The 25237-nt window shown below is 70.6% G+C and carries 22 protein-coding genes; 4 read left to right on the top strand and 18 right to left on the bottom strand.

What is annotated here, in order from left to right:
• Positions 1 to 151 precede the first annotated feature (151 nt).
• The 3 genes from cobT to OHT21_RS38395 form a co-directional block, all read right to left on the bottom strand.
• Positions 152 to 3796, bottom strand: coding sequence for a nicotinate-nucleotide--dimethylbenzimidazole phosphoribosyltransferase (gene cobT, locus OHT21_RS38405; RefSeq protein WP_328772867.1), 3645 nt, complete (start codon positions 3794 to 3796; stop codon positions 152 to 154).
• Positions 3797 to 4195: 399 nt separating this feature from the next.
• Positions 4196 to 5422 carry a precorrin-6y C5,15-methyltransferase (decarboxylating) subunit CbiE gene (gene cbiE, locus OHT21_RS38400; RefSeq protein WP_328772866.1) on the bottom strand — a complete coding sequence of 409 codons (1227 nt, stop codon included), beginning with the start codon at positions 5420 to 5422 and terminating at the stop codon, positions 4196 to 4198.
• Positions 5423 to 5543: 121 nt separating this feature from the next.
• On the bottom strand, positions 5544 to 6179 hold the full coding sequence (locus OHT21_RS38395) for a GNAT family N-acetyltransferase (protein WP_328772865.1): 636 nt from the start codon (positions 6177 to 6179) through the stop codon (positions 5544 to 5546).
• A gap of 145 nt (positions 6180 to 6324) precedes the next feature.
• On the opposite strand from OHT21_RS38395, the gene OHT21_RS38390 reads away from it, so the two are divergent.
• Entirely contained in the window at positions 6325 to 6684 is a 360-nt protein-coding gene (locus tag OHT21_RS38390) for a hypothetical protein (protein WP_328772864.1), read from the top strand.
• On the top strand, positions 6665 to 7123 hold the full coding sequence (locus tag OHT21_RS38385) for a hypothetical protein (protein WP_443050529.1): 459 nt from the start codon (positions 6665 to 6667) through the stop codon (positions 7121 to 7123). The genes OHT21_RS38390 and OHT21_RS38385 overlap by 20 nt, the downstream gene beginning before the upstream one ends.
• On the opposite strand, the gene OHT21_RS38380 is transcribed toward OHT21_RS38385, so the two are convergent.
• From OHT21_RS38380 to OHT21_RS38370, 3 genes are all read right to left on the bottom strand, one after another.
• Complete coding sequence (locus OHT21_RS38380; RefSeq protein ID WP_328772863.1) at positions 7120 to 7623, bottom strand: GNAT family N-acetyltransferase; 504 nt, start codon at positions 7621 to 7623, stop codon at positions 7120 to 7122. The genes OHT21_RS38385 and OHT21_RS38380 overlap by 4 nt on opposite strands.
• Positions 7624 to 7681: 58 nt before the next feature.
• A complete protein-coding gene (locus OHT21_RS38375) occupies positions 7682 to 8209 on the bottom strand; it encodes a sigma-70 family RNA polymerase sigma factor (protein ID WP_328772862.1) in 528 nt (175 codons plus the stop codon).
• 100 nt (positions 8210 to 8309) lie between these two features.
• Positions 8310 to 9467: a glycerophosphodiester phosphodiesterase gene (locus tag OHT21_RS38370; protein ID WP_328772861.1), complete on the bottom strand. Its 1158-nt coding sequence runs from the start codon at positions 9465 to 9467 to the stop codon at positions 8310 to 8312.
• A 311-nt stretch (positions 9468 to 9778) separates the two neighbouring features.
• On the opposite strand from OHT21_RS38370, the gene OHT21_RS38365 reads away from it, so the two are divergent.
• A complete protein-coding gene (locus OHT21_RS38365; protein WP_328772860.1) occupies positions 9779 to 10468 on the top strand; it encodes a lysophospholipid acyltransferase family protein in 690 nt (229 codons plus the stop codon).
• A 136-nt stretch (positions 10469 to 10604) separates the two neighbouring features.
• On the opposite strand, the gene OHT21_RS38360 is transcribed toward OHT21_RS38365, so the two are convergent.
• The 12 genes from OHT21_RS38360 to OHT21_RS38305 form a co-directional block, all read right to left on the bottom strand.
• Complete coding sequence (locus OHT21_RS38360) at positions 10605 to 11861, bottom strand: sensor histidine kinase (protein WP_328772859.1); 1257 nt, start codon at positions 11859 to 11861, stop codon at positions 10605 to 10607.
• Complete coding sequence (locus OHT21_RS38355) at positions 11858 to 12565, bottom strand: response regulator transcription factor (protein ID WP_328772858.1); 708 nt, start codon at positions 12563 to 12565, stop codon at positions 11858 to 11860. Before OHT21_RS38355 ends, OHT21_RS38360 begins: the two co-directional genes overlap by 4 nt.
• Positions 12566 to 12584: 19 nt before the next feature.
• Positions 12585 to 13736, bottom strand: coding sequence for a trypsin-like peptidase domain-containing protein (locus OHT21_RS38350; protein WP_328772857.1), 1152 nt, complete (start codon positions 13734 to 13736; stop codon positions 12585 to 12587).
• Between the two features lie 497 nt (positions 13737 to 14233).
• Positions 14234 to 15184, bottom strand: a complete 951-nt coding sequence (locus tag OHT21_RS38345; RefSeq protein WP_328772856.1) for a VWA domain-containing protein — start codon at positions 15182 to 15184, stop codon at positions 14234 to 14236.
• Positions 15185 to 15257: 73 nt separating this feature from the next.
• A complete protein-coding gene (locus OHT21_RS38340; protein ID WP_328772855.1) occupies positions 15258 to 16181 on the bottom strand; it encodes a DUF58 domain-containing protein in 924 nt (307 codons plus the stop codon).
• Positions 16178 to 17227, bottom strand: a complete 1050-nt coding sequence (locus OHT21_RS38335; protein ID WP_328772853.1) for an AAA family ATPase — start codon at positions 17225 to 17227, stop codon at positions 16178 to 16180. The genes OHT21_RS38340 and OHT21_RS38335 overlap by 4 nt, the downstream gene beginning before the upstream one ends.
• A gap of 49 nt (positions 17228 to 17276) precedes the next feature.
• Positions 17277 to 17528: a hypothetical protein gene (locus OHT21_RS38330; RefSeq protein ID WP_328772852.1), complete on the bottom strand. Its 252-nt coding sequence runs from the start codon at positions 17526 to 17528 to the stop codon at positions 17277 to 17279.
• Between the two features lie 132 nt (positions 17529 to 17660).
• Positions 17661 to 19199, bottom strand: a complete 1539-nt coding sequence (locus tag OHT21_RS38325; protein ID WP_328772851.1) for an MFS transporter — start codon at positions 19197 to 19199, stop codon at positions 17661 to 17663.
• The gene (locus tag OHT21_RS38320) at positions 19196 to 19744 is read right to left on the bottom strand and encodes a TetR/AcrR family transcriptional regulator (protein ID WP_328772850.1); all 549 of its coding nucleotides are present in this window, start codon (positions 19742 to 19744) and stop codon (positions 19196 to 19198) included. Before OHT21_RS38320 ends, OHT21_RS38325 begins: the two co-directional genes overlap by 4 nt.
• A gap of 91 nt (positions 19745 to 19835) precedes the next feature.
• Positions 19836 to 20807: an aldo/keto reductase gene (locus tag OHT21_RS38315; protein WP_328772849.1), complete on the bottom strand. Its 972-nt coding sequence runs from the start codon at positions 20805 to 20807 to the stop codon at positions 19836 to 19838.
• Between the two features lie 265 nt (positions 20808 to 21072).
• On the bottom strand, positions 21073 to 22506 hold the full coding sequence (gene argH, locus OHT21_RS38310; RefSeq protein WP_328772848.1) for an argininosuccinate lyase: 1434 nt from the start codon (positions 22504 to 22506) through the stop codon (positions 21073 to 21075).
• A 254-nt stretch (positions 22507 to 22760) separates the two neighbouring features.
• Positions 22761 to 23954, bottom strand: a complete 1194-nt coding sequence (locus OHT21_RS38305) for an argininosuccinate synthase (protein ID WP_328772847.1) — start codon at positions 23952 to 23954, stop codon at positions 22761 to 22763.
• A gap of 251 nt (positions 23955 to 24205) precedes the next feature.
• Between OHT21_RS38305 and OHT21_RS38300 the strand changes: the two genes are divergently transcribed.
• Positions 24206 to 25102 carry a hypothetical protein gene (locus OHT21_RS38300; protein ID WP_328772846.1) on the top strand — a complete coding sequence of 299 codons (897 nt, stop codon included), beginning with the start codon at positions 24206 to 24208 and terminating at the stop codon, positions 25100 to 25102.
• Positions 25103 to 25237: the final 135 nt, after the last annotated feature.

Below are 25237 nucleotides of genomic sequence, written 5' to 3'. Positions count from 1 at the left end.
CCCGGTGGGTGGGTGCAGGTGCGTGGGTGGGTGCGGGTGCGTTGTGGGCTGTGCCCACCCTCCCCCACTCTCGGCTTCGCTCGAGCGGGGGGACCCCCATCGCCCTGCGGAACGACTGCCCACAGCCCGCGCGCGGGCCCACAGACCTGCGCTACTTCTCGGTTACCCCTGCTGAGTCGAACGTTGCTACCTCGTGCATTGCTCTTGCTGCGCTTTGGACCATGGGGAGGGCCAGTAGGGCTCCTGTGCCTTCGCCCAGGCGGAGGTCGAGGTCTACCAGGGGGCGTAGGCCCAGTTTGTTGAGGGCCGCTACGTGGCCTGGTTCGGCGCTTCGGTGGCCTGCGATGCAGGCTGCCAGGACTTCAGGGGCGATGGCTCGGGCTACCAGGGCGGCGGCGCCGGCGCTTACGCCGTCCAGGATCACCGGCGTACGCAGGGATGCGCCGCCCAGCAACAGGCCGACCATCGCGGCGTGTTCGAGGCCGCCGAACGCGGCGAGGACGCCGATGGGGTCGGCGGGGTCCGGCTGGTGGAGTTGGATGGCACGGCGTACGACCTCGGTCTTGCGGGCCAGCGTCTCGTCGTTGATGCCGGTGCCGCGGCCCGTGACCTCGGAGGGGTCGGCGTCCGTGAAGACCGCGATCAGGGCGGCGGACGCGGTGGTGTTCGCGATGCCCATCTCGCCGGTGACCAGGGCCTTGTTGCCCGCGGCCACCAGATCGCGGGCCGTGTCGATGCCCACCTCGATCGCCCGCTTGACCTCTTCGCGGGTCAGCGCCGGTCCGGTCGTCATGTCGGCCGTACCGGCCCGGACCTTGCGGGGCAGCAGGCCCGGCGTCGCGGGCAGATCGGAGGCGACGCCCACGTCGACGACGCAGACCTCGGTGCCGACCTGGCCGGCGAAGGCGTTGACGACCGCTCCCCCGCCCAGGATGTTGGCCACCATCTGGCCGGTGACCTCCTGCGGCCACGGGGTGACGCCCTGGGCGTGCACGCCGTGGTCGCCCGCGAAGATCGCGACGGCGGCCGGTTCCGGGATCGGGGGCGGGCACATCCGGGACAGGCCGCTCAGCTGGGCGGAGATGATCTCCAGCATGCCGAGGGCGCCCGCGGGCTTCGTCATGCGCTTCTGGCGCTCCCAGGCCTCGCCGAGTGCCTTGGCGTCCAGCGGGCGGATGTTGGAGACGGTCTCGGCGAGCAGGTCGTGCGGCTCCGCTCCGGGCAGCGCACGGCGGCCGTACGTCTCCTCGTGGACGACCCAGGACAGCGGGCGGCGCTTGGACCAGCCGGCCTGCAGCAGCTCGGGCTCCGCCGGGAACTCGTCAACGTATCCGACACAGAGGTACGCCACGACCTCCAGGTGCTCGGGCAGGCCGAGAGTGCGGACCATCTCACGCTCGTCGAAGAAGCTGACCCAGCCGACGCCGAGGCCCTCGGCGCGGGCGGCCAGCCACAGGTTCTCGACCGCGAGCGCGGAGGAATACGGGGCCATCTGCGGCTGGGTGTGGCGGCCCAGCGTGTGCCGGCCGCCGCGAGTCGGGTCGGCGGTGACGACGATGTTCACCGGGGTGTCGAGGATCGCCTCGATCTTCAGTTCCTTGAACTGCTTCGCCCGGCCCTTGGGCAGCGATTTCGCGTACGCGTCGCGCTGACGCTGGGCCAGTTCGTGCATCGTGCGGCGCGTCTCGGCCGAGCGGATGACGACGAAGTCCCAGGGCTGCGAGTGGCCGACGGAGGGCGCCGTGTGGGCCGCCTCCAGGACGCGGAGCAGGACGTCGTGCGGGATGGGGTCGCTGCGGAAACCGTTGCGGATGTCGCGGCGCTCGCGCATGACGCGGAGGACGGCCTCGCGCTCGGCGTCGTTGTAGCCGGGGGCGGCGGGGGTGGTGGGCTCGCGTACGTCCGCTGCGTTCGCTACGTCGGCTACTGGGGCCGGGCCCTCCTCCGGCTCGCTCTGCTCAGCCTCATCGGATTGCTCTGCCTCGTTGGCCTGGTCGGCGGAGGCCAGGGTGTCCAGGTCCTCCGGCTGTTGGGCTGCTACGGGCTGCTGCTGTTCCGGGGCCTCGGCGCCCTCAGCGACCTCGGTGGCCTCAACTGTGAGCTCGCGTACGGGAGTTGCCTCGGGAGCCGTAGGTTCGGCGGTTTCCGAAGCGACGGGTGTGGGCTCCTCCCCCGCGGCCGGTGCTGCCTCCGCGGGCTGTTCCGCCTCCGGGAGCGGCGGAACGCTCATGCCGTGCGGGGGTGTCGGGGCAAGGTGGGGCGTCGTCGGGATGGTGCCGTCAACGGGGACGAACTGGCCGACGGGCTGCTCGGGTTGGGCTTGCTCCATGCCGTGCGCGGGTACGGCTGCGTCGGCGGGCGTGACGTGCTGCGGATCGGCGGGGTCCGGTGCCGGGGCGTCGGACTCGGCCGGGGCCTCCGCGGGGTCCGCGAGCTGCGCGGCTTCCTCGGTGGCCACGGGCTGTGCCGCCTCTTCCGCGCCGCCGACCGGGGCCTGCGGCTCGGTTTCCGCGAACTGCTCGGCGTGATCCGGGAGTTGCGTTTCATTGGCGTGCGCGGGCAGTTGGGTCTCGGGCGCCTGCGGGAAGTGCGAGACCGCCGGTGCGGGCTGGAAGTGCGTGGCGTCGGGGTGTTCGGGCGTGTGCGGTGCCTGCGCGGGAGCCTCAAGGTGCGCAGGGTCCTCGTGCTGAGCGGCGCCCTCGTACTGTGCGGGTTCCGTCGCCTGGGCCGCCTCATCCGAGGCGTGGGTCGCCTCCGGAGCGGGCGCCTGCGGGAACTGCCCGGCCTCCGCGCTCTGTTCAGCCAAAGCCTCGAACTCCCCTGCGGCGTCCGCCACTTCAACCGGACCGTCGATCTCGGACTCAGCCGACACGGACTCCGTCACCGGCACGTCGGCGGAAACCTGCATGTCCTCGGGACCCTGCATGCCCTCGGGACCGTAGGCGGCTTCGGAACCATGGGCAGTCTCGAAACCGTCGGCGCCATCGAGACCAACAGCCCCGTCACCACGCACCTCCTCAACCACCTGCGGAGCCGCATCCTCCCCGGACCCGGACTCCTGCCCGACCTGAGGAACCTCACCGCCCCCCACGCCCTCGGAGCCCTGCCCCGCCGCGTCGCCCTCCGCACCACCCCGGACGACCGTTTCTGCAGCGCCCACCTCAGGGCCGGCGTGTGCCTGGGCTCCCCAAGGCACCGCCCCCTGCAAGGCGAACTCGTCGCGCGGCACGTCACGGTGCTCGGGGGCTTCCGCGGCCGGCCCTGGCTGCCGTACGGACATGGGGCCGGCCGGAGCACCGGCCGGACCGCGGTCGGCCAGCGAACGCACCGGGCTCCCGGCACTGTCCGGCGTCGGCGGACCGAGGTGCAGCGGTCGCCGTGCCACGGGCGGCTGCGGCGCAGGCGTGGGCGCAGGCGCGGCAACAGGCTCGGGCGCGGACTCGCGCTCGGCAGCAGGCTCAGTGGCAGGCTCGGGCGCGGGCTCGGAAGCCGACTCACTGGCGGGCTCGGGCTCCGGCAGCCGGACCCCTCCCAGGTCGACCGATCCGCTGTCCCGGCCCGACATCTCGTGCGGCCCGGGCTCGTGCACCACCTCGGGGACGGGAGCCGGGGGCGGCGGAGGGACCTCGTTGCCCCAGGCGCCCTGGGCGCCCGGCAGCAGCAACAGGTCCTCGTGGTCCTCGGAGGGGGTCTCGGAGAGGTAGGAGTACGCACCCGGCGCCTGGGCGCCCGGCTGCTCCACCATGCCTGCGCTCTCCGGCAATCCCTCGCCCGGAACCTGGCCGGTGTCGGTCATGCGTACCCCTCGCTCGGTTTGTGCTCTACGACCTGCTCGTCCGGAGCGGCGCGGCGACCGCCCGCAGTGAAGAACGAGCGTCTGTGCCGGGCGGCACGAACGGCCAGTCGACAAAGCCATTAACAGGCATTGTCGCTGTCGGTCGGTCACCCTGGCAGCGTGATCCACCACGGTCCGCTGTGGACTGCGCCACGTTGCGCGCCCGCCAGCCCGCCGTACCACGCGGACCCCAATTGGGGCCCGTTTTCCGGACATTGACCGACGATATTTCGGACAAGCCGACGCAGTACAACGGTCGGCCAGCCTACCGCGAGCGGTACGACAACAGGATCACGGGTTGCGAACGGGCAGGCCCGCCCGTCGCCCGACCACCACCCCTCAACGAGGCTCCCCCAGTGCTTAACGCCTGGGGGTGCCCCCATCGCGCCGCACCTGCTTGCCTGTAAGCAGAAAAGCGACGCTCCGCTCCTTCTCCGTCCAGGCCCGCGTGTCCAGTTCGACGGACTGCAGCAGCGCACACTCGACCTGGTAGCCGTGCTCCGTCAGGTCCCTGCCGATGAGTTCGGCCGCGTCGCGGGTCGCGGCGTGCGTGACGATCCGCTGGGGGCGCCGGTCGGCGACGGCGGAGACCACCGCGGCACCCCCGCCCCCGATGCGTACGACATCGGGTTCGGGCAGGTTCTCCAGGATGTGCGGCGCGGTGCCGTGCACGATCTGGAGCGGTACGCCGAAGCGGCGGGCGGCGTCCATGGTGCGGGCGCAGGCGTCCCGGTCACGGTCCACGGCGATGACCCCGGCGCCGCAGCGCGCGGCCTCGGTGGCGAAGGCGCCGCTGCCGGAACCGATGTCCCAGACGAGGTCGCCCACCCGCGGTCCCAGATGGGCGAGTTGAGCGGCACGCAACGGCTCGTTCTCGCCCTCGCCGACCGCGCCGCCGTACGCCTCGGCCGGCAGCGCCCAGCCGCGCGGGCCCGCGCCCGGGTCGCGTCCGGCGATCCAGCCGCCGCGCTCGGTCGAAGCGACGGGCCCGCCCAGGACGATGACGACGTTCGGGTCGCGCCAGGTGTGGTCGGCGGCCTTGTCGGAGGTGAGCATCGTGACCTGTTCGCGGTCGGTGCCGAGTTCCTCGCAGATGACGAAGGTGCGGTGAACTCCCTCGAGGAGCAGTCCGAGTTCGGCCGGTCCGGCGCCTGGCGAGGTGAGGACGGCGACCTTGGTGTGGGCGCGGCACACGTTCACCGCGCGGCGCAGGGTGCGGCGGTGGGCGACGACCACCTGGGCGTCGTCCCAGGGCATTCCGGCGCGGGCGAAGGCGGCGGCGACCGAGGAGACGGCGGGCACCACTTCGACTTCGAGGCCGAACTCGGGGGCACGTAGGGTGCGTACGACTCCGAAGAAGCCCGGGTCGCCGTCGGCGAGGACCACGGCGGTGCCGCGGTGACCGGCGATGCGGCGGGCGGCGAGGGCGACGCTGCCGAGCCGGATGCGTTCGGCGGCCGGTGGCACCTCGGGCAGCAACAGATGATGGGCCGCGCCGGCCACGAGGGTGGCGGCACCGAGTGCGGAGCGCGCCGCGTCGGTCAGGGGCGAGCCGTCCCAGCCGATCACCGTGACCCGGTCGGCCATCGTCGTCAGTCTCCTGAAGTCTTCGCAGGTCGTCGAAAGTGGGGGTGTGTGCGGAGCCCCGTGAGCGTACCTGGTGACTTGTGGTGATGTGGGCGGGGGTCGCGGCGGCTGCCCCCTTGGTTCAGTTCCAGTCGGAGTACGTGAAACCGCCGGAGTCGTCGGACTGCTCGCCGACCCCGTCGAGGTCTTCGGGGAGGAGGCTCCACACGATGTAGTCCGTACGAAGGTCGGCCCAGCCGCCGTCCTCCGTGCGGGTCCTGGCTATACAGGCGCCGCGCAGGACGCCCTCGCTGATACAGCCGATCTTCTGGGCGACCTGCTGGGAGGCGGTGTTGTCGGCCGCCGTACGCAGCTCCAGGCGCTCGAACTTCTGGTCGCGCAGCAGCCACTGGGCGGTGGCGAGCGCGGCTTCGGAGGCGTAGCCCTCGCCGCGGGCCCAGGGCGCGATGATGTACGACATCTCCGTGGCGCGTACGTGCCAGTTGGCCTTGCTCAGCTGGATGACGCCGACCAGACGCTGGGTGAGGAACTCGGTGACGGCGAGATCGAGGCCTCGGCCGGCGGTGCGCTCGACGGGCGCCTCTTCGGCGACCCAGGTACGGGCCGAGTCCTCGGTGAAGGGCTGGGGTACCGGAGTCCAGGCGACGACCAGCTCGTCGTTCATCATCTCCGTGAGGGCGGGAACATCGTCGTCCTCAAGAGGGCGCAGCACCAACCGCTCCGTGCTGAGGGAGACGTCGGGGAAGGTGTTCGTCATGCGCCACTCCGTAACCTTCAGGGACCATCGGCCTGCTGAACTGCCCAGCATGCAGCATCAGAGCACCCAACCGCACCACGGGGCGGTCAGGAGCACAGGCCGGGGCGCGGGCGCCGTGTGTTTTGCGCCGTAATAGGGTCTGAGCATGCTTGATGCCCTGACGTGGGCGACCGCCGTCGCCGCGCTCGTGCTCGCCGCGTGGTGCGGCTGGGCCGCCTATCGGGACCAGCCGACGAAGGACTGGCACTTCATCGGTATGGCGGTGGTGTCACTGCTCGCCCTGGTGCAGATGGTGGTCGGGATCGTCCAGCTGGCGCGCGGTGAGAAGCCGGAGCAGGGCACGACGATCTTCGTGGCGTATCTGATCGGGGCCTTCGCCTGTATCCCGGCGGCGGGCTTCATGTCGCTTGCGGAGCGCACACGTTGGGGCTCGGTGACGGTCGCGGCCGGCGGTGTGGTGCTGGCCGTGTTGCAGGTGCGGCTCTATGACATCTGGGGAGGCTGAGGTGCCTGTGGCCGAGGAGAAGCCGGCGCGGACGCGGCTCATCGGCGGTCCGGGCATGCTCCTGGTCTGGTTGTACGGAGTGATGGTCGTCGGCGCCGTCTCGCGCTCCGTAGTGCAGATCGCGACGGAATTCGACAAGGCGCCGCTCGCCTACTCGCTGTCCGCGGTCGCCGGACTCGTGTACGGCTTCATCACGTACTCACTTGTCCGCGGCGGCGAAACGGCCCGCAAGGCGGCGCTGGTGTGCTGCGCCGCCGAGCTCGTGGGCGTACTGACCGTGGGCACCTGGACCCTCGCGGACCCCTCCGCCTTCCCCGACGCCACGGTGTGGTCGGACTACGGCATGGGGTACTTGTTCATCCCGGTGCTGCTCCCGGTGACGGCGATGTTCTGGCTGCGCAAGGCGCGTACCGAAGTGCCCGCCGGGGAGCAGGGTTAGGCGCTCGCTACGAACGCGCCTGCCGCCACCGGCTTGGCCAGCGTCACCAGCGTGAGGCGCTCGTGGACGCGGCGCCTGGCCACGGCCTCGTAGCCGTGCCGCCGGTACAGCTGGAGGTTGTGCTCGCTGCGGTGCCCGGTGAACAGGTGGAAGCTCTTGACCACGCCACCCTCGGAGAGCCTCGCCTCGATGGCGTCGAGCAGCCGTCCGCCCAGGCCGTGCCGCTGCATACGCGGGTGAACGATCAGCTTGTCGATGCGCGCCGTCCCGTCCGCGTCGACGGAGCCGCGCACCGAGGCCACCACCTCGTCGCCGAGCCGGGCCACCAGGACCGTGCCGCTCGCCAGCTCCGCCTTGAGGGAGGCGAGGGTCTGGGTGAGCGGCTCGATGCTGTAGTCGCCGTACAGCTCGGCCTCGCGCTGGTAGCAGAGGAACTGCAGTTTGAGGATCTGTTCGGCGTCCTGCTCGGTCGCCCCCGAGATGGTCACGCTCATGCCCATGTGTGCATGCCTCCCGCTCACCTGTTCCGCCGGTTGTCCCTCACTCCTATCCCCGCGCTCACCAGGGCGCAACCTCCCCCGTGAGCATTCGACGAAGACATCCCAGACATCTGGAACGTTCCGGACCAAGACTGCCCTGTGAGATACCCAACTCCCCCGCGATCTCCCGGTATGTCAGGTCATGCGGGGACAACAGCGCGGCCATCAGGCGCGGGCAGCGACCGGGGAGCCGGCGTACGGCGGAGTGCAGGGCGCGACGCCGGGCCGCGGTGAGTGCGAGTTGCTCCGGGCCCGGCCCACTGTCGTCGGCAGGCTCAGTGGCGTACGGCTGCTCGATGCTCGCGGTGTGCCGGGTGCGGCGGGCCTCGGTGCGGACAGCGACGCGCAGCCAGTCTGCGGCGTCGGCGGGCGGGCCGTCCGCGTCGAGACGCTCCAGGAGCCGCAGCCAGACGGCCTGTTCGAGGTCACCAGGCTCAGCTCCGGAGGCATGGGCCTCCGCGGACACCTCGGCGGCGAGCAGTGGGCTCAGCTCGGCGACCATGCCCGTGGCGGACCTATGCGTGGCCGCCATATCTGGGGCAGACATGTCATGCGTCATATGCGGAACGACGAGGTCGCCCCGGGAGAGGTTGCCCGGAGCGACCGTTTATCACCCCAACTGGTGCCTTGTGGCTGAGCAGTTGACCTCAGCCGTTGACGAAGTCCTCGCGGGCGAGGAGTCCGGTGTCCGGGTTGTCGGTGAAGACGCCGTCGATGCCGGTCTCGAAGTAGACCTGGAAGGCGCCGAAGACATCGCCGTAGGCGTTCGGGTCGGTGCCCTTCCTGAAGTCGGCGGGCAGGAAGGTGTTCTCGTTGCGCATCGTGTACGGGTGCAGGATCAGGCCCGCGGCATGCGCGTCCTTGACGAGGGTGGTCGGCTTGGTGAGCTTGCCGCTCGCGTCCTTCGGGATGATCAGGTCGAGCAGCGGGCCGATGCCCTGCGCGTACGAGGCGATCCACGCCAGACCCTCGGGCGTGATCAGGTCGGCGACGGTGCGCGGGTCGCCCGCCTCGATGAAGTCGTACGGCCGGTCGTCGGGGGTCCACAGCAGCACCACCCTGGGCGTGCCGACCAGCCGGCTCATCCGCTCCATGCTGGTCGGCTCGAAGGACTGCAGGAAGACCGGCGAGTTCTTCTTGTGGCGGCCGTACTTGCGCAGCAGCTTCGCGAGCCGCTCCTCCAGGCCGAGGCCCAGCTTGCGGAAGTACGTGGGGTGCTTCGTCTCGACGTGCAGCCAGACCTGCTTGCCCCGGCGCTTCGTCTCACGGTCGGCCCAGCGCAGTACCTCTTCGAAGGAGGGGATCGCCCAGCGGCCGTCGTAGAGCGTGTTGTGCGGGCGCGTGCCCGGGATGCGCTCCTTGGCGCGTAGCGTCTTCAGCTCGGCCAGCGTGAAGTCCTCGGTGAACCAGCCGGTGAGAGAGGTACCGTCGACGACCTTCGTGGTCTTGCGGTCGGCGAACTCGGGGTGCGCCGCGACGTCGGTCGTGCCCGTGATGTCGTTCTCGTGGCGGCACACGAGGTGGCCGTCCTTGGTGGGGACGAGGTCCTGCTCGATGACGTGCGCGCCCATGTCCAGGGCCAGTTGGTACGCGCCCAGGGTGTGCTCCGGCCGATAGCCGCTGGCCCCGCGATGCCCGATGATCGTCGGCACCGGCAGGCTCTTGTAGCCGCCGCCGTGCCGTTCGGCGGCCGCGGCCGTGCCGGGCAGCCCCACGGCAGCCCCGCCCGCACCCAGCACCGCGGCGCCGAGCAGCGCCCGCCGTCTTGTGCCCCGCCCCTGCTCTTCCGACCCCTGCGTCCCCATGAGCGCTCCTCCCATAGCTGCCCTGCACCTGCCAAATCCGGACGATCGTAGGTGCCCTTGGGTGACGGATGGGAGACCTGGGACGGAACACACGGATGATGCTCAGTGTCGTATGAGGTGCGGGAGTTGAGGGAACCCGGGCCTCATGGGTGCGGCATTTGTCACACATCTCGTACAGGTGTCGGGCGTGCAACAGCGCGCCACCCCAGGTAAACAAGTAGCGACACTGCGTATCCACTCCGTGAACCCGGTGTGCAACACCCCGGGTGCCGCGAGTATCGTCCTCACCTGCAGAGACTCTTCACTTTCCCTTGACACCGGAGGGCCCGTTGTCCCGCTTCGCGTTCATCAAGGCAGTGCTCGGACCGATCATGCGCCTGATGTTCCGGGCACGAGTGGAAGGCGCGGAGCACATCCCCGGCTCCGGGCCGGTCATCCTGGCCGGCAACCATCTGACGTTCATCGATTCGATCGTGCTGCCGCTGGTCTGTGACCGGCAGGTCTTCTTCATCGGCAAGGACGAGTACGTCACCGGGAAGGGGCTGAAGGGCCGCCTCATGGCCTGGTTCTTCACCGGCGTCGGCATGATCCCGGTGGACCGGGACGGTGCGAACGGCGGGGTCGCGGCGCTGATGACCGGCCGGCGGGTCCTGGAGGAGGGCCGAATCTTCGGCATCTACCCGGAGGGCACGCGCTCCCCCGACGGGCGTCTGTACCGGGGTCGTACGGGGATCGCGCGGCTGACGCTGATGACCGGGGCGCCGGTCGTTCCGTTCGCGATGATCGGCACGGACAAATTGCAGCCGGGCGGGGCGGGGATTCCGCGGCCTGGCCGCGTCACTGTTCGCTTCGGGGAAGCGATGGAATTCTCGCGGTACGAGGGGATGGATCGGGATCGGTACGTGTTGCGTGCCGTCACCGATTCGGTGATGGCTGAGGTCATGCGGTTGTCGGGGCAGGAGTACGTCGATATGTACGCCACCAAAGCCAAGGCGGCGTAGCGCTTCGGGGCGACTAAGCGTCGGGCGTTGCAAGTTGTTTGTCGACTGCGGGTCCGTCGTGGCTTGTCGCGCAGTTCCCCGCGCCCCCAAGAGGCCTGCGGCCTCCTATAGCGGCCCTGCCCTGAACGTCGCGCAGTCACGTGGGCCGTTCTTCCGGTGGTCCGCCATCCACCTGCTCGGCGCCCGGGGCTGGGAACCAGAGGACAAAGGTTGAGCCCTCTCCCATTCGGGAGAAGAGGCGGACTTGGCCGCCGTGGGATTCCACGATCTGGCGGACGATGGCCAGGCCCAGGCCCGCGTGGCGGTCTCGGGTGCCGCCGTTGCTTTTTGCTCGCCAGAAGCGGTCGAAGACTCGGGCCTGGTCGTCGTCCAGGATGCCGGGGCCCTCGTCCTGTACGGATGCCCAGAGCCAGCCTTCCGAGCGGCCCGCCGAGACCGTGATGCGGGTGCCGGGCGGAGCCAGTCGTACGGCGTTGGAGAGCAGGTTGCCCATGGCTCGGCGTAGCGCGTCGTGGTCGCCGATGGCTGTCAAGCCCGTGGCGAGGCTGCGGTGCAGGACGAGGCCGCGCTCGGCGGCGAGCGGTGCGAACTCCTCGCAGGCCTCGCCGGCCGCCGCGGCCAGGTCCACGTCGGCGTCGGCGAGTGCAGGTGCGGTGCGGCGGGCCGTGGCCAGCAGGTCCTCGACCAGGCGGGTCATACGGGTCGTCGCACGGTCGACGCTGCGGGCGGCGGCCCTGCGTTCGGCCTCGTCGGACTCCTCGGTGGTCAGCACCGCGTCCAGGTTGGCGCGGATGATGGCGAGCGGGCTGCGCAGTTCGTGCGAGGCGTCGTCGATGAGCTGGCGTTGGGCCTGGAAGGCCTCGTCGAGCCGGTCGAGCATGGAGTCGATGGTGTCGGCGAGGTCGCGCAGTTCGTCCTTCGGCCCGTCGAGCCGGATGCGCTGCGAGAGATCGGTGGCCTGGATGTCGGCTGCCGTACGGGAGATGGCCCGTACGGGACGCAGCACGCGGCCGGAGAGGATCCAGCCGATGGCGAGGCTGGTGACGCCGAGGCCGCCGAGGACGAAGAAGGAGGAGCGGCGGAGGTTGTCCAGGGTGGAGTAGTTGACGGCGGCCTCGACCTCCTTGAGCTTCACGGCGTCGAACTCGCCCATGTAGACGCCGTTGATGTACTTCTTCGCCGGGAACGAATTGCTGACGGGGTGCGCCTCGCCGCTCCGCTCGACCGCGATGTAGGTCGCGCCGAGGACGAGTGCGGTGAGGACGAACAGCAGGCCGGAGTAGAGGACGGTGAGCCGGAAGCGGATGGTGTGGGTGAAGGCGGGCAGGCGCAGCCTCGCGCGCATGAGCCGGAGTGGGGCGGTCAGCCGGCCCCGGCGGTGGTGGCCGGTCATCCCGCGTCCTCCCTGAGCCCGTCGTCCTCCCTGAGCCCGGTGTCCTCCTTGAGGCGGTAGCCCTGCCGGATGACCGTTTCGATGAGGGGCTCCTCGTCTCCGGTGATCTTCCGGCGCAGGGAGCCGACCGTGACCCGCACGGTGTTGGTGAACGGGTCGGCGTTCTCGTCCCAGACGTGTTCGAGCAGTTCCTCGGCCGGTACGACGCGGCCGGGGCGGGTCATCAGATAGTGCAGGACACCGAATTCCTTGGGGGTGAGGTGGAGTGGGCGGTCCCCGCGGAAGGCCTCGAAGCGGGCGGTGTCCAGGCGGAGTTCGCCGACCTCGACGACCGAGGTGCCGCCGTCCTCGCGGCGCAGCAGGGCGCGGATACGGGCGAGCAGTTCGGGCAGCGCGAAGGGTTTGACCAGGTAGTCGTCGGCGCCCTCGTCGAGGCCGCGGACGCGGTCGGCGAGCCGGTCGCGGGCGGTGAGCATCAGGATGCGCGGGCCGCCCTGGGTCGCCCGTACCGCCCGGCACACCGCGAACCCGTCGCCGTCCGGCAGATTGAGGTCCAGCAGGACGAGGTCGTAGTCGTTCACGGCCAGCTTCTCTGTGGCCGTGTCGACGTCCGGGGCGACGTCGACGGCGTATCCGGCCCTGACGAGGCCGACCTTGAGCGCGACGACCAGGTCTTCTTCGTCCTCGACCACCAGGAGCCTCATGGTGTTCCACCCCTTGCCGCTAGCTTCCGTCGATGATCGCCTGCGCGGCTTCCCTGGCGTCGGCCACGGGGATCGCGAACCCGATGCCTATGGAACCACCGCGTTGCTGGTCCAACGTCGCGATGGCCGTATTGATGCCGATGACGCGGCCGCGGGCGTCTACGAGGGGTCCGCCGGAGTTTCCCGGGTTGATCGACGCGTCGGTCTGCAGCGCCGGGCGTCGCTCGCCGCCCTCGCCGAGCTGTACGGAGCGGTCGAGGGCGCTGACGATGCCGGAGGTGACGGTTCCGCTCAGGCCGAGCGGGGAGCCGATGGCGAGGACGGTGTCGCCGACGCCGGGCCGGGCGCCGGTGGCGAGATCGGCGGCGCGCAGACCGCGTGCCGTCTCGGGTTCGAGGACGGCCACGTCGTTGGCACGATCATCACCGAGCACGTCCGCACGAAGCCGCCGGCCGTCCTGCAGCTCGATCGACACCTCCGAACTGCCCGCCACCACATGCGCGTTGGTGAGAATCCGCCCACGCGCGTCGAACACGAACCCGGACCCTTGCCCATCATCGGTCTGGATCGACACCACGCTGGGCAGCACCCGTGCGGCGACGGCTTCGAGCCCTCCGACGTTCTGCGCGGCGGCGGGCGCGTCGGAGTCCGCCTCGCCGAAGCCCCCGGCGGCGTACCCCGCGGCGCCGCCCGCAAGCACGGCGGCGAGGACGGCCGCGACGACCGGCCGGGGCTTACGGGGCGCCCGCGGGGCCGGCGCCTGTGGGCTGACGTACGGCGACGCATACGCCTCCGGCGTCCGGCCCGCCTGCGCCGCCGCCCCGAAGGCCGCCGGCGGCCGCCCCGGCACGAACGCGGGCCCGCGGGGCTCACCGAGGCCGACGTGGGGTGGCTCGGCGGGCCCACGCGAGGACGGGCCGCCGCCCTGGGCGCCCGGCTTCACACCGCCGTCCGGCTCGGGCGACGACGCGACCGTGTCCGCGTCGCCGGCGCGCGGAGCGTCGACCGGGCCGCTGCGCGCAGCAGCCAGACCGGGGTACCGACCATCGGCCTCCGCCCTCGACCAGCCGTCGTCAGCTCCGGCGTCACCGTACGGATGATCGCGGCCGTCGGCCCCGGCCCCCGGAGGGGCCGCGGGTCCCGGGTGGCCGGTGTATCGGTTCTCGGACACGAAAGCTCCTCCTAGCTCACCGCGGACCCTGTGGGGGCACACGGGCACGGGTCTATTTCAAGTTGTGGCTCGACCAGCGCCCCTCCGGGCACGGGGCGGCGGCACATACGGCTCCTCCCCACCGCAGCGCGCGACCAGCGCCCTCCAGGGGCGCGGGGCTGTGACATACGCGGCTCTGCCGCTGGGCTCGACCAGCGGCCCGAAAGGGGCGCGGGGCCGCGACACACGCGGCTCTGCCGCAGGGCGCGACCAGCGGCCCGAAAGGGGCGCGGGGAACTGCGCGACCAGCCACAACGCACCCGCAGCGCCGAACCGCCTTCCGGGGCAGCGCCCCGAAGCGGCGCGGGGCCGCGACAACACGCGGCTCTGCCGCAGGACGCGACCAGCGGCCCGAAAGGGGCGCGGGGAACTGCGCGACCAGCCACAACGCACCCGCAGCCGACAAAACACCTTGTAGCACCCGGCGCTTAGTCGCTCCTGCCCCACCGAGCGGAGCGTCATGGCAACCTCGAGAACCAAAGCAACGAAGTAGCTGCGGCGGCCAAGGCCGCAAGCAGCCCGGCCGCGACGAACCACTGCCAGATCTCGCGTTCCTCCGTGCGATGCCCCACGGAGCTGCCGATGTCCTCGTACACCGCCTGGAGTTCTTCTCCGGTCGCGGCCTCATGGAAGTCACCCCCGGTGCCGGAGGCAAGGTCCTCCAGTGCGGGTCCGTCCACAGGGACGGGAATGCTGTCGCCCGAGGGCAGCTCGATGGTGCCCCCTTCCGTGCCGTACGCGATCGTCGAGACGGGAATCCGGTCGCCGGCCGCTTCCTGGGCCGCGTCCTCGATGGAGCGCCCCGTGGTGTTGGAGCCGTCCGACAGCAGCACGATGTGGGCAGGCGGCGGACGCCGCTCGGCCTCCCGGTCGAGCGTGCGGACGGCGTCCCGCGAGGCGACGACGGCCTCGCCGATCGCCGTGCCCTCACCGGTGGTGAGCCGCTCGATGGCGGTGCGCAGCGCGGCCCGGTCGGTGGTCGGCGGCACCGCCACGTTCGCGGTGCCGCTGAACGGCACGAGCCCGGCGTTGAACCGCTCGGGCAGCCGGTCGACGAACGCGAGAGCCGCCCGCTGGGCCGCCTCGAAGCGGGTCGGCTCGACATCAGTGGCCTCCATGGAGGCCGAGACGTCGAAGGCGACAACGATCGTGGCCCGTTCGCGCGGCACCCGCACCTCGGTGGAGGGCCGAGCGAAGCCGACGATCAGCAGGCAGAGCATGGCGCAGAAGGCGGCCGCGGGGACATGCCGCCGCCAACCGGGCTGCTTGGGCGCGACCTTGTCCAGCAGATCGAGGTTGGTGAACCGGACGGCGTACCGGCCGCGCCGTCGCTGCACCACCAGATACACGGCGATCAGCGCGAGCAGCGGCACCAGAAGCAACAGCCAGCCGGGCGAACGCAGACTCATAGCAGCTCCCGGAAGACGGATGCGGACGGCGGCGGTGACGGTGACGTGACGCTCACCTGCGCGGACCGGACGTTCACGCGGCACCGCCTCCCGCCCTGCGCCGCTGGGCCGCGACATGCCGTACGACATCCCGCACCCAGTCACGATCCGTACGCAGCCGCAGATGAGCCGCGCCAGACCGGCGTATGGAGGCCTTGATCAGCGCCCGCTGTTCCTGCGCCGCCGCGGCGTACCGCTCACGCAACCGCCGTGCGTTGGTGGAGATTTCCCGCTTGCGCCCCGTCTCGGTGTCGACGACGGTGAGCAACCCGACAGCGGGCAGCTCCATTTCGCGAGGGTCGACCGTCTCGACCGCGAGCAGCTGATGCCGGTGGGCGATCGTACGCAGCGGCTGCTCCCAACCCGTCTCCAGGAAGTCGGAGACGACGGCGACGAGGCCTCGCCCCGGCAGGGTCCGCAAGGCGTACAGGGCGTCGGCGAGGCTCTGCCCGGCGACGGGCGGGCCGGGTGCCACGCGGGGCCGGTCCAGTGCGGCTCGCAGGACTCTGAGGAGGTGGGCGCGACCGGTGCGCGGCGGTATCCGCCGGATGCCGTCGGGCCCGGTGATCTGGGCGCCGATCCGGTTCCCGGCCCGCTCGGTGAGGAAGGCGACGGCCGCGGCGGCGCCGACGGCCAGGTCCCGCTTCTCCATCTGAGCGGTGCCGAAGTCCATGCTCGCGGAGGCGTCGAGGACGATCCAGGTGGTCAGTTCGCGGTCGGCGAGGGTGAGCCGGACGTGCGGGACGGTGGTGCGCGCGGTGGCGCTCCAGTCCATCCGGCGTACGTCGTCCCCGATGACGTACGGACGGGTCTCGGACACCTCGCTGCCGGGACCGGGCACGAGCCCCGTGTGATCCCCCTGGAGGAGGCCGTCGGGGCGGCGGGTGAAGAGCAACTCCAGGTGTTTCAGGGCCTGTTCGGGGGTGAGTTCGCGCAGGCTCGGGGTGCTGCCGCTCATGCCACATACTCCTGGGGGTCGGGCCCGAGGTCGTGGCGCGGACTGACCCGCGGCTGCTCCACCGCGGCCAGCACCTCGTCGACGATCTCGGCTCCGGTGACTCCGTCGGCGAGCGCGTCGAAGGACAGCACCAGCCGGTGCGCGATGACCTCGTGAGCCAGATCGTGTACGTCCTCGGGAAGCACGTAGCCCCGGCCGCGCAGCAGAGCGAGCGCGCGGGCGGCGGCGACCAGGCCGAGGGTGGCGCGAGGCCCCGCGCCGTGCGCCAGCCGGCCGTCGCGGCCCGCGAGTTCACGGGTCGAGACGATCAGTCGTACGGCGTACTCGGCGATCGCGTGGTGCACGAACACCTCGTCGGCGGCGCGCTGGAGCGCGATGAGCCGCTCCGGGGTGAGGACGGGGCGCGCCCGGGGCGGGTCGACGCTCATCCGGTAGAGGATCGCGAGCTCTTCGGACTCGCTCGGGGCGGCGATCTCCACCTTGAGCAGGAAGCGGTCGCGCTGGGCTTCGGGGAGTTGGTAGACGCCCTCGGACTCGATGGGGTTCTGGGTGGCGAGTACGAGGAACGGCTGGGGGACGGGGATGGTGGTGCCGCCGATGGAGACCTGGTGCTCGCCCATCACTTCGAGGAGCGCGGACTGCACCTTGGCGGGGGCGCGGTTGATCTCGTCGGCGAGGACGAAGTTCGCGACGACGGGGCCGGGTTCGACGGTGAAGGTCTCACTGGACTGCCGGTAGATCCGGGTGCCGGTGATGTCGGACGGTACGAGGTCCGGGGTGAACTGGAGCCGAGCGAACTTTCCGCCCGCGACCTGGGCGAGGGTCTTCGCGGCAAGCGTCTTGGCGACACCCGGCACACCCTGCAGCAGGCAGTGCCCGCGGGCCAGAACCGCGGTGAACATCCGCTCCACCATGCGGTCCTGGCCCACGATCACCCGCTTGACCTCGAAGAGCGCCTCTTCGAGCAGCTTGCCTTCACGGCCCTCGAAGCCTTCACGGTCAAAGCTCTCGCGTCCGTCAAGGCTCTCGCGGCCGTGACGGCTCACGCGGTCCTCATGGCCTCCGGGGGACGGTGATGCGGCGGTCATGGGGCGGTCACAGCGCTTCGGCGGGATCGCCCGTGGACTCGGACGGGCTGCTGCCGCCGGTCCCGTCCTTCTCGGGGCAGTCCTCGCGGTCGTAGAGGCTGGTTCCGCTGTTCGACGTGCCTTCCTCGACGACGAACTCGACCTTGTCGCGCTTCGGTTCGTCGCCGTCGGCGGCGATGGCGACACCGCCTCCGGCCAGGCCCGCGGCGGCCAGCACGGTGACGGCGACGACAACTGTCTTACGGGTACGACGTGTCATGGTCGGTGGCTCCTTCAGCCGTATGGGACGACATCGGGTACGCGACCAAGACCATCAGGTGAAGGCGAAAGCGAGCTTAAAGGAACCCCTGAGCTGGGGATTTGAGCCGTACGCCGACACGACGCCCGGCGGTTACGGGTGCTCCGTCCCGCTCTCCAGCTTCTGCCCGCGCAGCAGGAACCACGCCGCCACCGCCGCACCGAGCAGCACCACCGCGCCGGCGCCCGCCGCGAGCGTGAGCCCGTCGACGAAGGCGGTGCGGGCGGCGTTCAGCAGCGCCTCCGCGTTCGGGAGACCGGCCGTCGCCTCCACCGCGCCGCCCAGGGACTCGTGTGCCGCGGCGGCCACCTCCGGGGACGTACCCGCCGGAGCAGTGAAGCCGCCGTAGACGCTCGTGACGATGGAGCCGAGAAGCGCGATGCCGAGGGCCGCGCCGAGTTCGTACGCCGTCTCGGAGACCGCGGACGCCGCGCCCGCCTGCTCCTTGGGCACGCTGGAGAGGATCACGTCGGCGGTCACGGTGAACGAGAAGCCCGCGCCGACGCCGACGACCAGCAGCGCACCGCCGAGCAGCGGGTAGCCGGTGGACTGGTGGAGCAGCGTGAGCGTGGCCAGCGCGAGGCCGACCGCGGCGAGCCCGCCCGCGACGACGGCACGGACCGAGTACCGGCGCGCCACCGTGCCCGCGATCAGGCCGGCCGCCACCGCGCCCACCGCGGCGGGCAGTTCGGCAAGACCCGCCATCAACGGCCGCATGCCCTGGACGAGTTGCAGATACTGCGAGAGGAAGAAGACCAGTCCGGACAGACCGAGAATGGTCAGCAGATCGGCGAGCACGGCCGCCGAGAAGCCACGGTTGCGGAACAGTCGCATGTCCAACAGCGGTGATTTCAAAGCGAATTGACGTCGCACGAAGCCGAAGAGCGCGAGGCCTCCGAGCAGACCCGCCGCAGCCGCTTGCCCGCTCACCCCGTGCGCGGCGGTCTCCTTGATCCCGTACACGATGCCGACCATGCCGACGAGGGACAGGAAGACGCTGGTCAGGTCCCATGGGCCGGGCTCGGGGTTGCGGGACTCGGGCAGCAGCTTCATCCCGACGAGGACGAGGACCGCCATCACGGGGAGGTTGATGAGGAAGACAGAACCCCACCAGAAGTGCTCCAGCAGGAAACCGCCGGCGATCGGTCCGATCGCCATGCCCGCGGATGCGGTCGCGCCCCAGATGCCGACGGCGAGACTGCGTTCGCGCGGGTCGTGGAAGAGGTTACGGATGAGGGCGAGCGTGGCGGGCATCAGGGTCGCACCCGCGACACCGAGCAGCGCCCGCGCCACGATCAGCAACTCAGGAGTGCTCGCATAGGCGTTGAGCACAGAGACAAGACCGAACGCGACCGAACCGATGAGCAGCAGCTTCTTACGGCCGATACGGTCACCGAGGCTGCCCATCGAGACGAGCAGACCGGCGATCACGAACGAGTAGACGTCACCGATCCACAGCAACTGTGTGCCGGACGGCTTCAGATCCTCGCTGATGTACGGGGTGGCGAGCCCCAGCACGGTCGCGTCGACGGCGACGAGCAGCACCGCGAGGACGAGCACGGACAGCGCGAGCCAGCGCCCGGGGCGCTTCTCCACTTCCGTCGCCGCCGTCCACTGCTGCGTGCTGGTCATGGTTCCCTCCGAAGTGCGCCGCCGAGCAACAGCTCGACGATCATGTAGTGGACGTCCTTGGCGGCGACCTTGCCGCTCAGGACGACCCAGACACCGGACGCGATCAGCCCGAACAGCGCCTCGGTGAGCCAGGCCGGAGTGAGGTCGATACGGAACTCCCCGCTCTCCTGGCCACGCCGGAACAACGCGGAGATCCGGGCGTCGAGCCGCCCCCAGCCCTCGTTCTGCTGCTCGCCCTCGAAGAGCTGATTCTCCGTGTAGAGGAACGAGAGCAGTCCGGCGGCGGGCTCGATCTCGCGCACGAGGCGGCGTACGGCCTCGCTCGCGGGCCCCTCGTCGAGCCGCGCCGCGTCCAGCGCGGCCTCGCACTCCTCGATGCCGAGGGCTTCGAGGGCCCGTACGAGCGCGTCCCGCCCCGCGAACTCGCGGTGCAGGGTGGCCCGGCTGATCCCGGCCGCCTTGGCCACCTCGTCCATGGTGGCGGTGGCCTTGCGGGTGAGCAGCGCGGCGGCGCTGCGGAGTACGTGTGCGCGGTCGACAGCCATGAGACGACCATAGCGCATGTGAGACGTTAATGTCTCATTCAAGGCGTACGTGGCTCATCCATGCCGGTGCTTCGGTGGGATCGGGTGGTGCTCAGTGCCAGGGCAGTTGCCCGCGCCGTTCCCAGTACGCGTGCGGCTCCTCGGCGAGTGCGGCCAGCCGGGCCACCTGTTCGTCGTCGAGGTCGACCACCGCGGCGTGCAGGTTCGAGACGAGCTGATTGACGGTGGCCGCTCCGGAGAGGACGACGCCGGCCCAGGGCTGGTGCAGGACGAGGGCCAGGGCTACCGCGTCGGGGCCGAGTTCCGCCGACTCGGCGATGGCGCGTACCGGTTCGGGGGCGTACGGGCCGGCGAGGCGGCCGTTGGCCATGGCCTCCTTGACGAGCACGGTGAGTCCGGCGTCGTGGGCCTCGGCGAGGGCGGGTGCGGCGGAGGTTTCCAGGGCGTTGTAGGTGGCCTGGACGGTACGGAACAGGGGCTCGCCGTCGACCGTCACGGCGAGCGCGGTGCGGATGGCTTCGGCCTGGGCCGGTCCGCTGGTGGAGAAGCCGATCGTGATCCCCTGGGCGGCGGCTTCCGCCAGCTTGGCGTGGAGTTCCTTGTCGGTGAGGGCCGGGCTGTCCGGGGTCACGGAGTGGATCTGGTAGAGGTCGAGGCGGTCGCCGAGCAGGGCGGCGGTCTCGGCGCGCTGGCGTTCGTACGTGGCCGCGCTGTGGTTCTTGACCTCGTGTTGCTCGGCGTCCGTGCGCCAGTCTGCGGTGTAGGTGTAGCCCCATTTGCTGCCGATGACTACGTCGTCGATGTGGGGGTGGGTGCGGAGCCAGTCGGCGAGGAACTCCTCGGAGCGGCCGTAGGAGCGGGCTGCGTCGAAGTAGCGGACGCCTTGGGCGTAGGCGGCGTCGAGGAGTTCGTGGGTTCGCTCGCGTAGGGCTTCGACGGTGCGGTCAGCCGGGAGGTCGACCTCCCGGCCGAGGTTGATGTAGCCGGGGCGGGCTACTGCGGCGAGGCCCAGGCCGATGTGGCAGGTGGGGGTGGTGGCGGTCGCGAGGCGGGCGAAGGGCATCGCGGGCTCCGTTTCGGTCGGCTCCGGTGCGGCTGCTTGACCAACGTAACCCGCGGGGATTCGCCTTCGGCGGTTCTCGCCCCCGCCGCCCCTACCCGTCCCATCCTGCAGGGGCTGCGCCCCTGGAACCCCCGCATAAGAGCTCGGGAGTTCATGGTCGTTGGCGAGTGCGGGTTGTGTGTGGCTGGTCGCGCCCACGCGGCGGAGCCGCAAATCAATACAGCTCCGCGCCCCTGAAAAAGCGGCTGCGCCGCTTAACCAGTAGTTACCGCTTCTCTTTTGCCGTTGCCCACTCGTGTTGTTTTGCCACGTCTGCCTTTACCTCTGCCAGTTGGGTGGCTACCGCGCTCGGGGCCGTGCCGCCCCTGCCGTTGCGGGAGGACAGGGCTCCAGGGACGTTCAGTACTGTGCGGACCTCGGGGGTCAGGTGCGCCGAGATCTTTGCGAACTGGTCATCCGTAAGTTGGTCGAGTTCCTTGTTTTCGGACTCGGCTACCTTTACGCACTCGCCCGCTACCTCGTGTGCTACTCGGAACGGGACACCCTGCTTTACCAGCCACTCGGCGATGTCCGTAGCGAGGGAGAAACCGGCCGGGGCCAGTTCCTCCATGCGTTCGCGGTTGATGGTCAGAGTCGCCATCATGCCGGTGAACGCGGGGAGGAGGACCTCGAGTTGGTCGCAGGAGTCGAAGACCGGCTCCTTGTCCTCCTGGAGGTCTCGGTTGTAGGCGAGGGGCAGGGCCTTGAGCGTGGCCAGCAGGCCGGAGAGGTTGCCGATCAGGCGGCCCGACTTGCCGCGGGCCAGCTCCGCGATGTCGGGGTTCTTCTTCTGGGGCATGATCGACGAGCCGGTGGAGAAGGCGTCGTGGAGGGTGACGAAGGAGAACTCCTTCGTGTTCCAGAGGATGATTTCCTCGGCGATCCGGGAGAGGTTCACGCCGATCATCGCGGTGATGAAGGCGAACTCGGCTACGAAGTCACGGGAGGCCGTGCCGTCGATGGAGTTGCCCGAGCTGCCGTGCTCGAAGCCCAGGTCCTTGGCGACCGCCTCCGGGTCGAGGCCGAGGGAGGAGCCGGCCAGGGCTCCCGAGCCGTAGGGCGAGACGGCCGTGCGCTCGTCCCACTGGCGCAGGCGCTCGGCGTCCCGGGAAAGGGCCTGGGCGTGGGCCAGTACGTGATGGGCGAACAGCACCGGCTGGGCGTGCTGAAGGTGCGTACGACCCGGCATGGCGACGTCCGGGTGGGCCTCGGCCAGGCCGATCAGGGCGTCCTGGAGGTCGGCGATCAGGCCGCCGATGATGCGGGCGTGGTCGCGCAGGTACATGCGGAAGAGCGTGGCAACCTGGTCGTTGCGCGAGCGGCCCGCGCGCAGCTTGCCGCCGAGGTCCGGGCCGAGCCGCTCCAACAGGCCCCGCTCCAGGGCGGTGTGGACGTCCTCGTCGGCGATGGTGCCGACGAAGGAGCCGTCCGCGACATCGGCTTCGAGCTGGTCGAGCCCGGCGAGCATCCGGGTCAGCTCGTCGTCGGTGAGCAGGCCTGCCTTGTGCAGCACGCGCGCGTGGGCCCGCGAACCGGCGATGTCGTAGGGCGCGAGCCGCCAGTCGAAGTGGACGGACGCGGACAGCTTCGCCAGGGCCTCGGCGGGACCGTCGGCGAAACGGCCGCCCCAGAGCCGTACGTCACCGCTGTTGCTGCTCACTTGCTCTGCTCCTCGGAGTGATGATGTGCGACCGCCTCCTCACGGACTCGGTGAGGAGGCGGTCGTCAGGCTAGTGCGTGCGTAGGCACGCTGTGCTGAGTCGAGCGCAGGGTGGCGCCCCTTCAGGGGCGCGGGGCTGCGTCAATTTGCGGCTCCGCCGCGATGGGGGTCCCCCCGCTCGAGCGAAGCCGAGAGTGGGGGAGCGACCAGCCACAGACGGCCCGCAGTCTTCCAACCGCCCTCCAGCGGAGCGCCTACGCCAGGTCCCGCTTCGCCGCGATCTTCGACGACAGGCTGTAGATGTCGATGAAGCCCTTCGCCGCCGACTGGTCGAAGGAGTCGCCCGTGTCGTACGTCGCGAGGTTGAAGTCGTACAGCGACGACTCGGAGCGGCGGCCGGTGACGACGGCGCGACCGCCGTGCAGGGTCATCCGGATGTCGCCGGAGACGTGCTGGTTGGCCTCGTTGATGAAGCCGTCCAGGGCGCGCTTGAGCGGGGAGAACCACAGGCCGTCGTAGACCAGCTCGCCCCAGCGCTGCTCGACCTGCCGCTTGTAGCGGGCGAGTTCGCGCTCGACGGTGACGTTCTCCAGCTCCTGGTGGGCCGTGATCAGTGCGATGGCGCCGGGAGCCTCGTACACCTCACGGGACTTGATGCCGACGAGGCGGTCCTCGACCATGTCGATCCGGCCGATGCCCTGGGCGCCGGCGCGCTCGTTGAGCTGCTGGATGGCCTGCAGGACGGTGACGGGCTTGCCGTCGATGGCGACCGGGACGCCCGCCTTGAAGGTGACGATCACCTCGTCGGCCTCACGCGGGAGCGCGGGGTTCTGCGTGTACTCGTAGACGTCCTCGATCGGGGCGTTCCAGATGTCCTCCAGGAAGCCGGTCTCGACGGCGCGTCCGAAGACGTTCTGGTCGATGGAGTACGGCGACTTCTTGGTGGTGGCGATCGGCAGGCCCTTGTCCTCGCAGAAGGCGATCGCCTTGTCCCGGGTCATCGCGTAGTCGCGGACCGGGGCGATGCACTTGAGGTCGGGGGCGAGGGCGACGATGCCGGCCTCGAAGCGGACCTGGTCGTTGCCCTTGCCGGTGCAGCCGTGGGCGACCGTGGTGGCGCCGTGCTTCTGGGCGGCGGCTACGAGGTGCTTGACGATGGTCGGCCTGGAGAGGGCGGAGACCAGCGGATAGCGGTCCATGTAGAGGGCGTTGGCCTTGATCGCCGGGAGGCAGTACTCCTCGGCGAACTCGTCCTTGGCGTCCGCGACCTCGGCCTCCACGGCACCGCAGGAGAGCGCGCGCTTGCGGATGACGTCCAGGTCCTCGCCGCCCTGGCCGACGTCCACGGCAACGGCGATGACCTCGGCGCCCGTCTCCTCGGCGATCCAGCCGATGGCGACGGAGGTGTCCAGGCCGCCCGAGTAGGCGAGTACGACGCGCTCGGTCACGGGTTTCTCCTCACAGTGCATTCGCTGACATGCATGAGTATGCAGGACTCTGCATGGTTCGTCAATCGCGGGGGTCTGACGGGTGCCGCGCGAGAAGACCGCGAACAAATCTCAGGTTTCGTTTGAACGGCTGAAACCGCTTTCCCGTACCTCCCGCTGAACGCAGGCGCCGCGTTTGTAAACGACCGCTGGAGTGCGCCGCCCGGAACGACCACGGGCGGCCCAACCCCCGACCAGAGCGAGGCTTCCGCATGTCCAGGGCTCTCCCGAAGTACAACAGACGCCGGGTGGCGATGATCGGCGGCGCCGCCGCAGTGGTGTTGTCCGGCGCCGTGATCGCCGGATCGGCCTTGGCCGGCGAAACGTCGAAGAACAACTCCGACCAGGCCGCCACAAACGCGTCACCCGGCACCGTGAACTGCCCGGCCGTGGAGGGCAGCCTCCCCGCCGAGATCCCCGCCTCCGCGCAGGCCGAGGTGGACAGCAACCTCGCCCAGCTCGACAACCAGATCGCCGATGCCAACAAGCGCATCGTCGACACCGTCGGCCAGGGCGGCCCCAACTTCATCCAGAACGCCATCCTCGGCCCGCTCGAGGACAAGCGCGTCGCGGCCCTGAACCGCATCGAGACGGCCATCGGCCGCGCCGCCGAGAAGCCCGAGGGCCTCGAAGCCCTCGCGACCTGCGAGCTCAACGCGGGTGACGCGGGCGGCGAGGCCGAGGAGGAGCCGACCGAGGCGCCGACCGACGCGGCGGGCGGGAACGAAGACGGCGCCGGGGACGCGGCCGGTGACGCCGGCAACGACGAGGATGCGGGCGGAGCCGAGGACGACGCGGGCAACGCCGGTGCCGCGGGCACCATCAGCTGCCCCGAGGTCGAGTCGAGCCTCCCCGCCGAGATCCCCGCCTCCGCGCAGGCCGAGGTGGACAGCAACCTCGCCCAGCTCGACAACCAGATCGCCGATGCCAACAAGCGCATCGTCGACACCGTCGGCCAGGGCGGCCCCAACTTCATCCAGAACGCCATCCTCGGCCCGCTCGAGGACAAGCGCGTCGCGGCCCTGAACCGCATCGAGACCGCGATCGGCCGCGCCGCCGAGAAGCCCGAGGGCCTCGAAGCCCTCGCGACCTGCGAGCTCAACCAGTAAGTCCAGTGAGTAACGCCACCGAGTAAGCCCTCCGTGGCTGCCCCGAGCGCTGGGCCGGGGCGGCCACGGAGTCCGTCTGCCCCCTTTGGGAGCCCATCCCTTGGGGGCCTTCGCGTTGAGGGACCGCCGCCCTCC

Source organism: Streptomyces sp. NBC_00286 (assembly GCF_036173125.1).
GTDB lineage: Bacteria > Actinomycetota > Actinomycetes > Streptomycetales > Streptomycetaceae > Streptomyces.
This window is presented reverse-complemented; position numbering and strand designations above follow the sequence as displayed.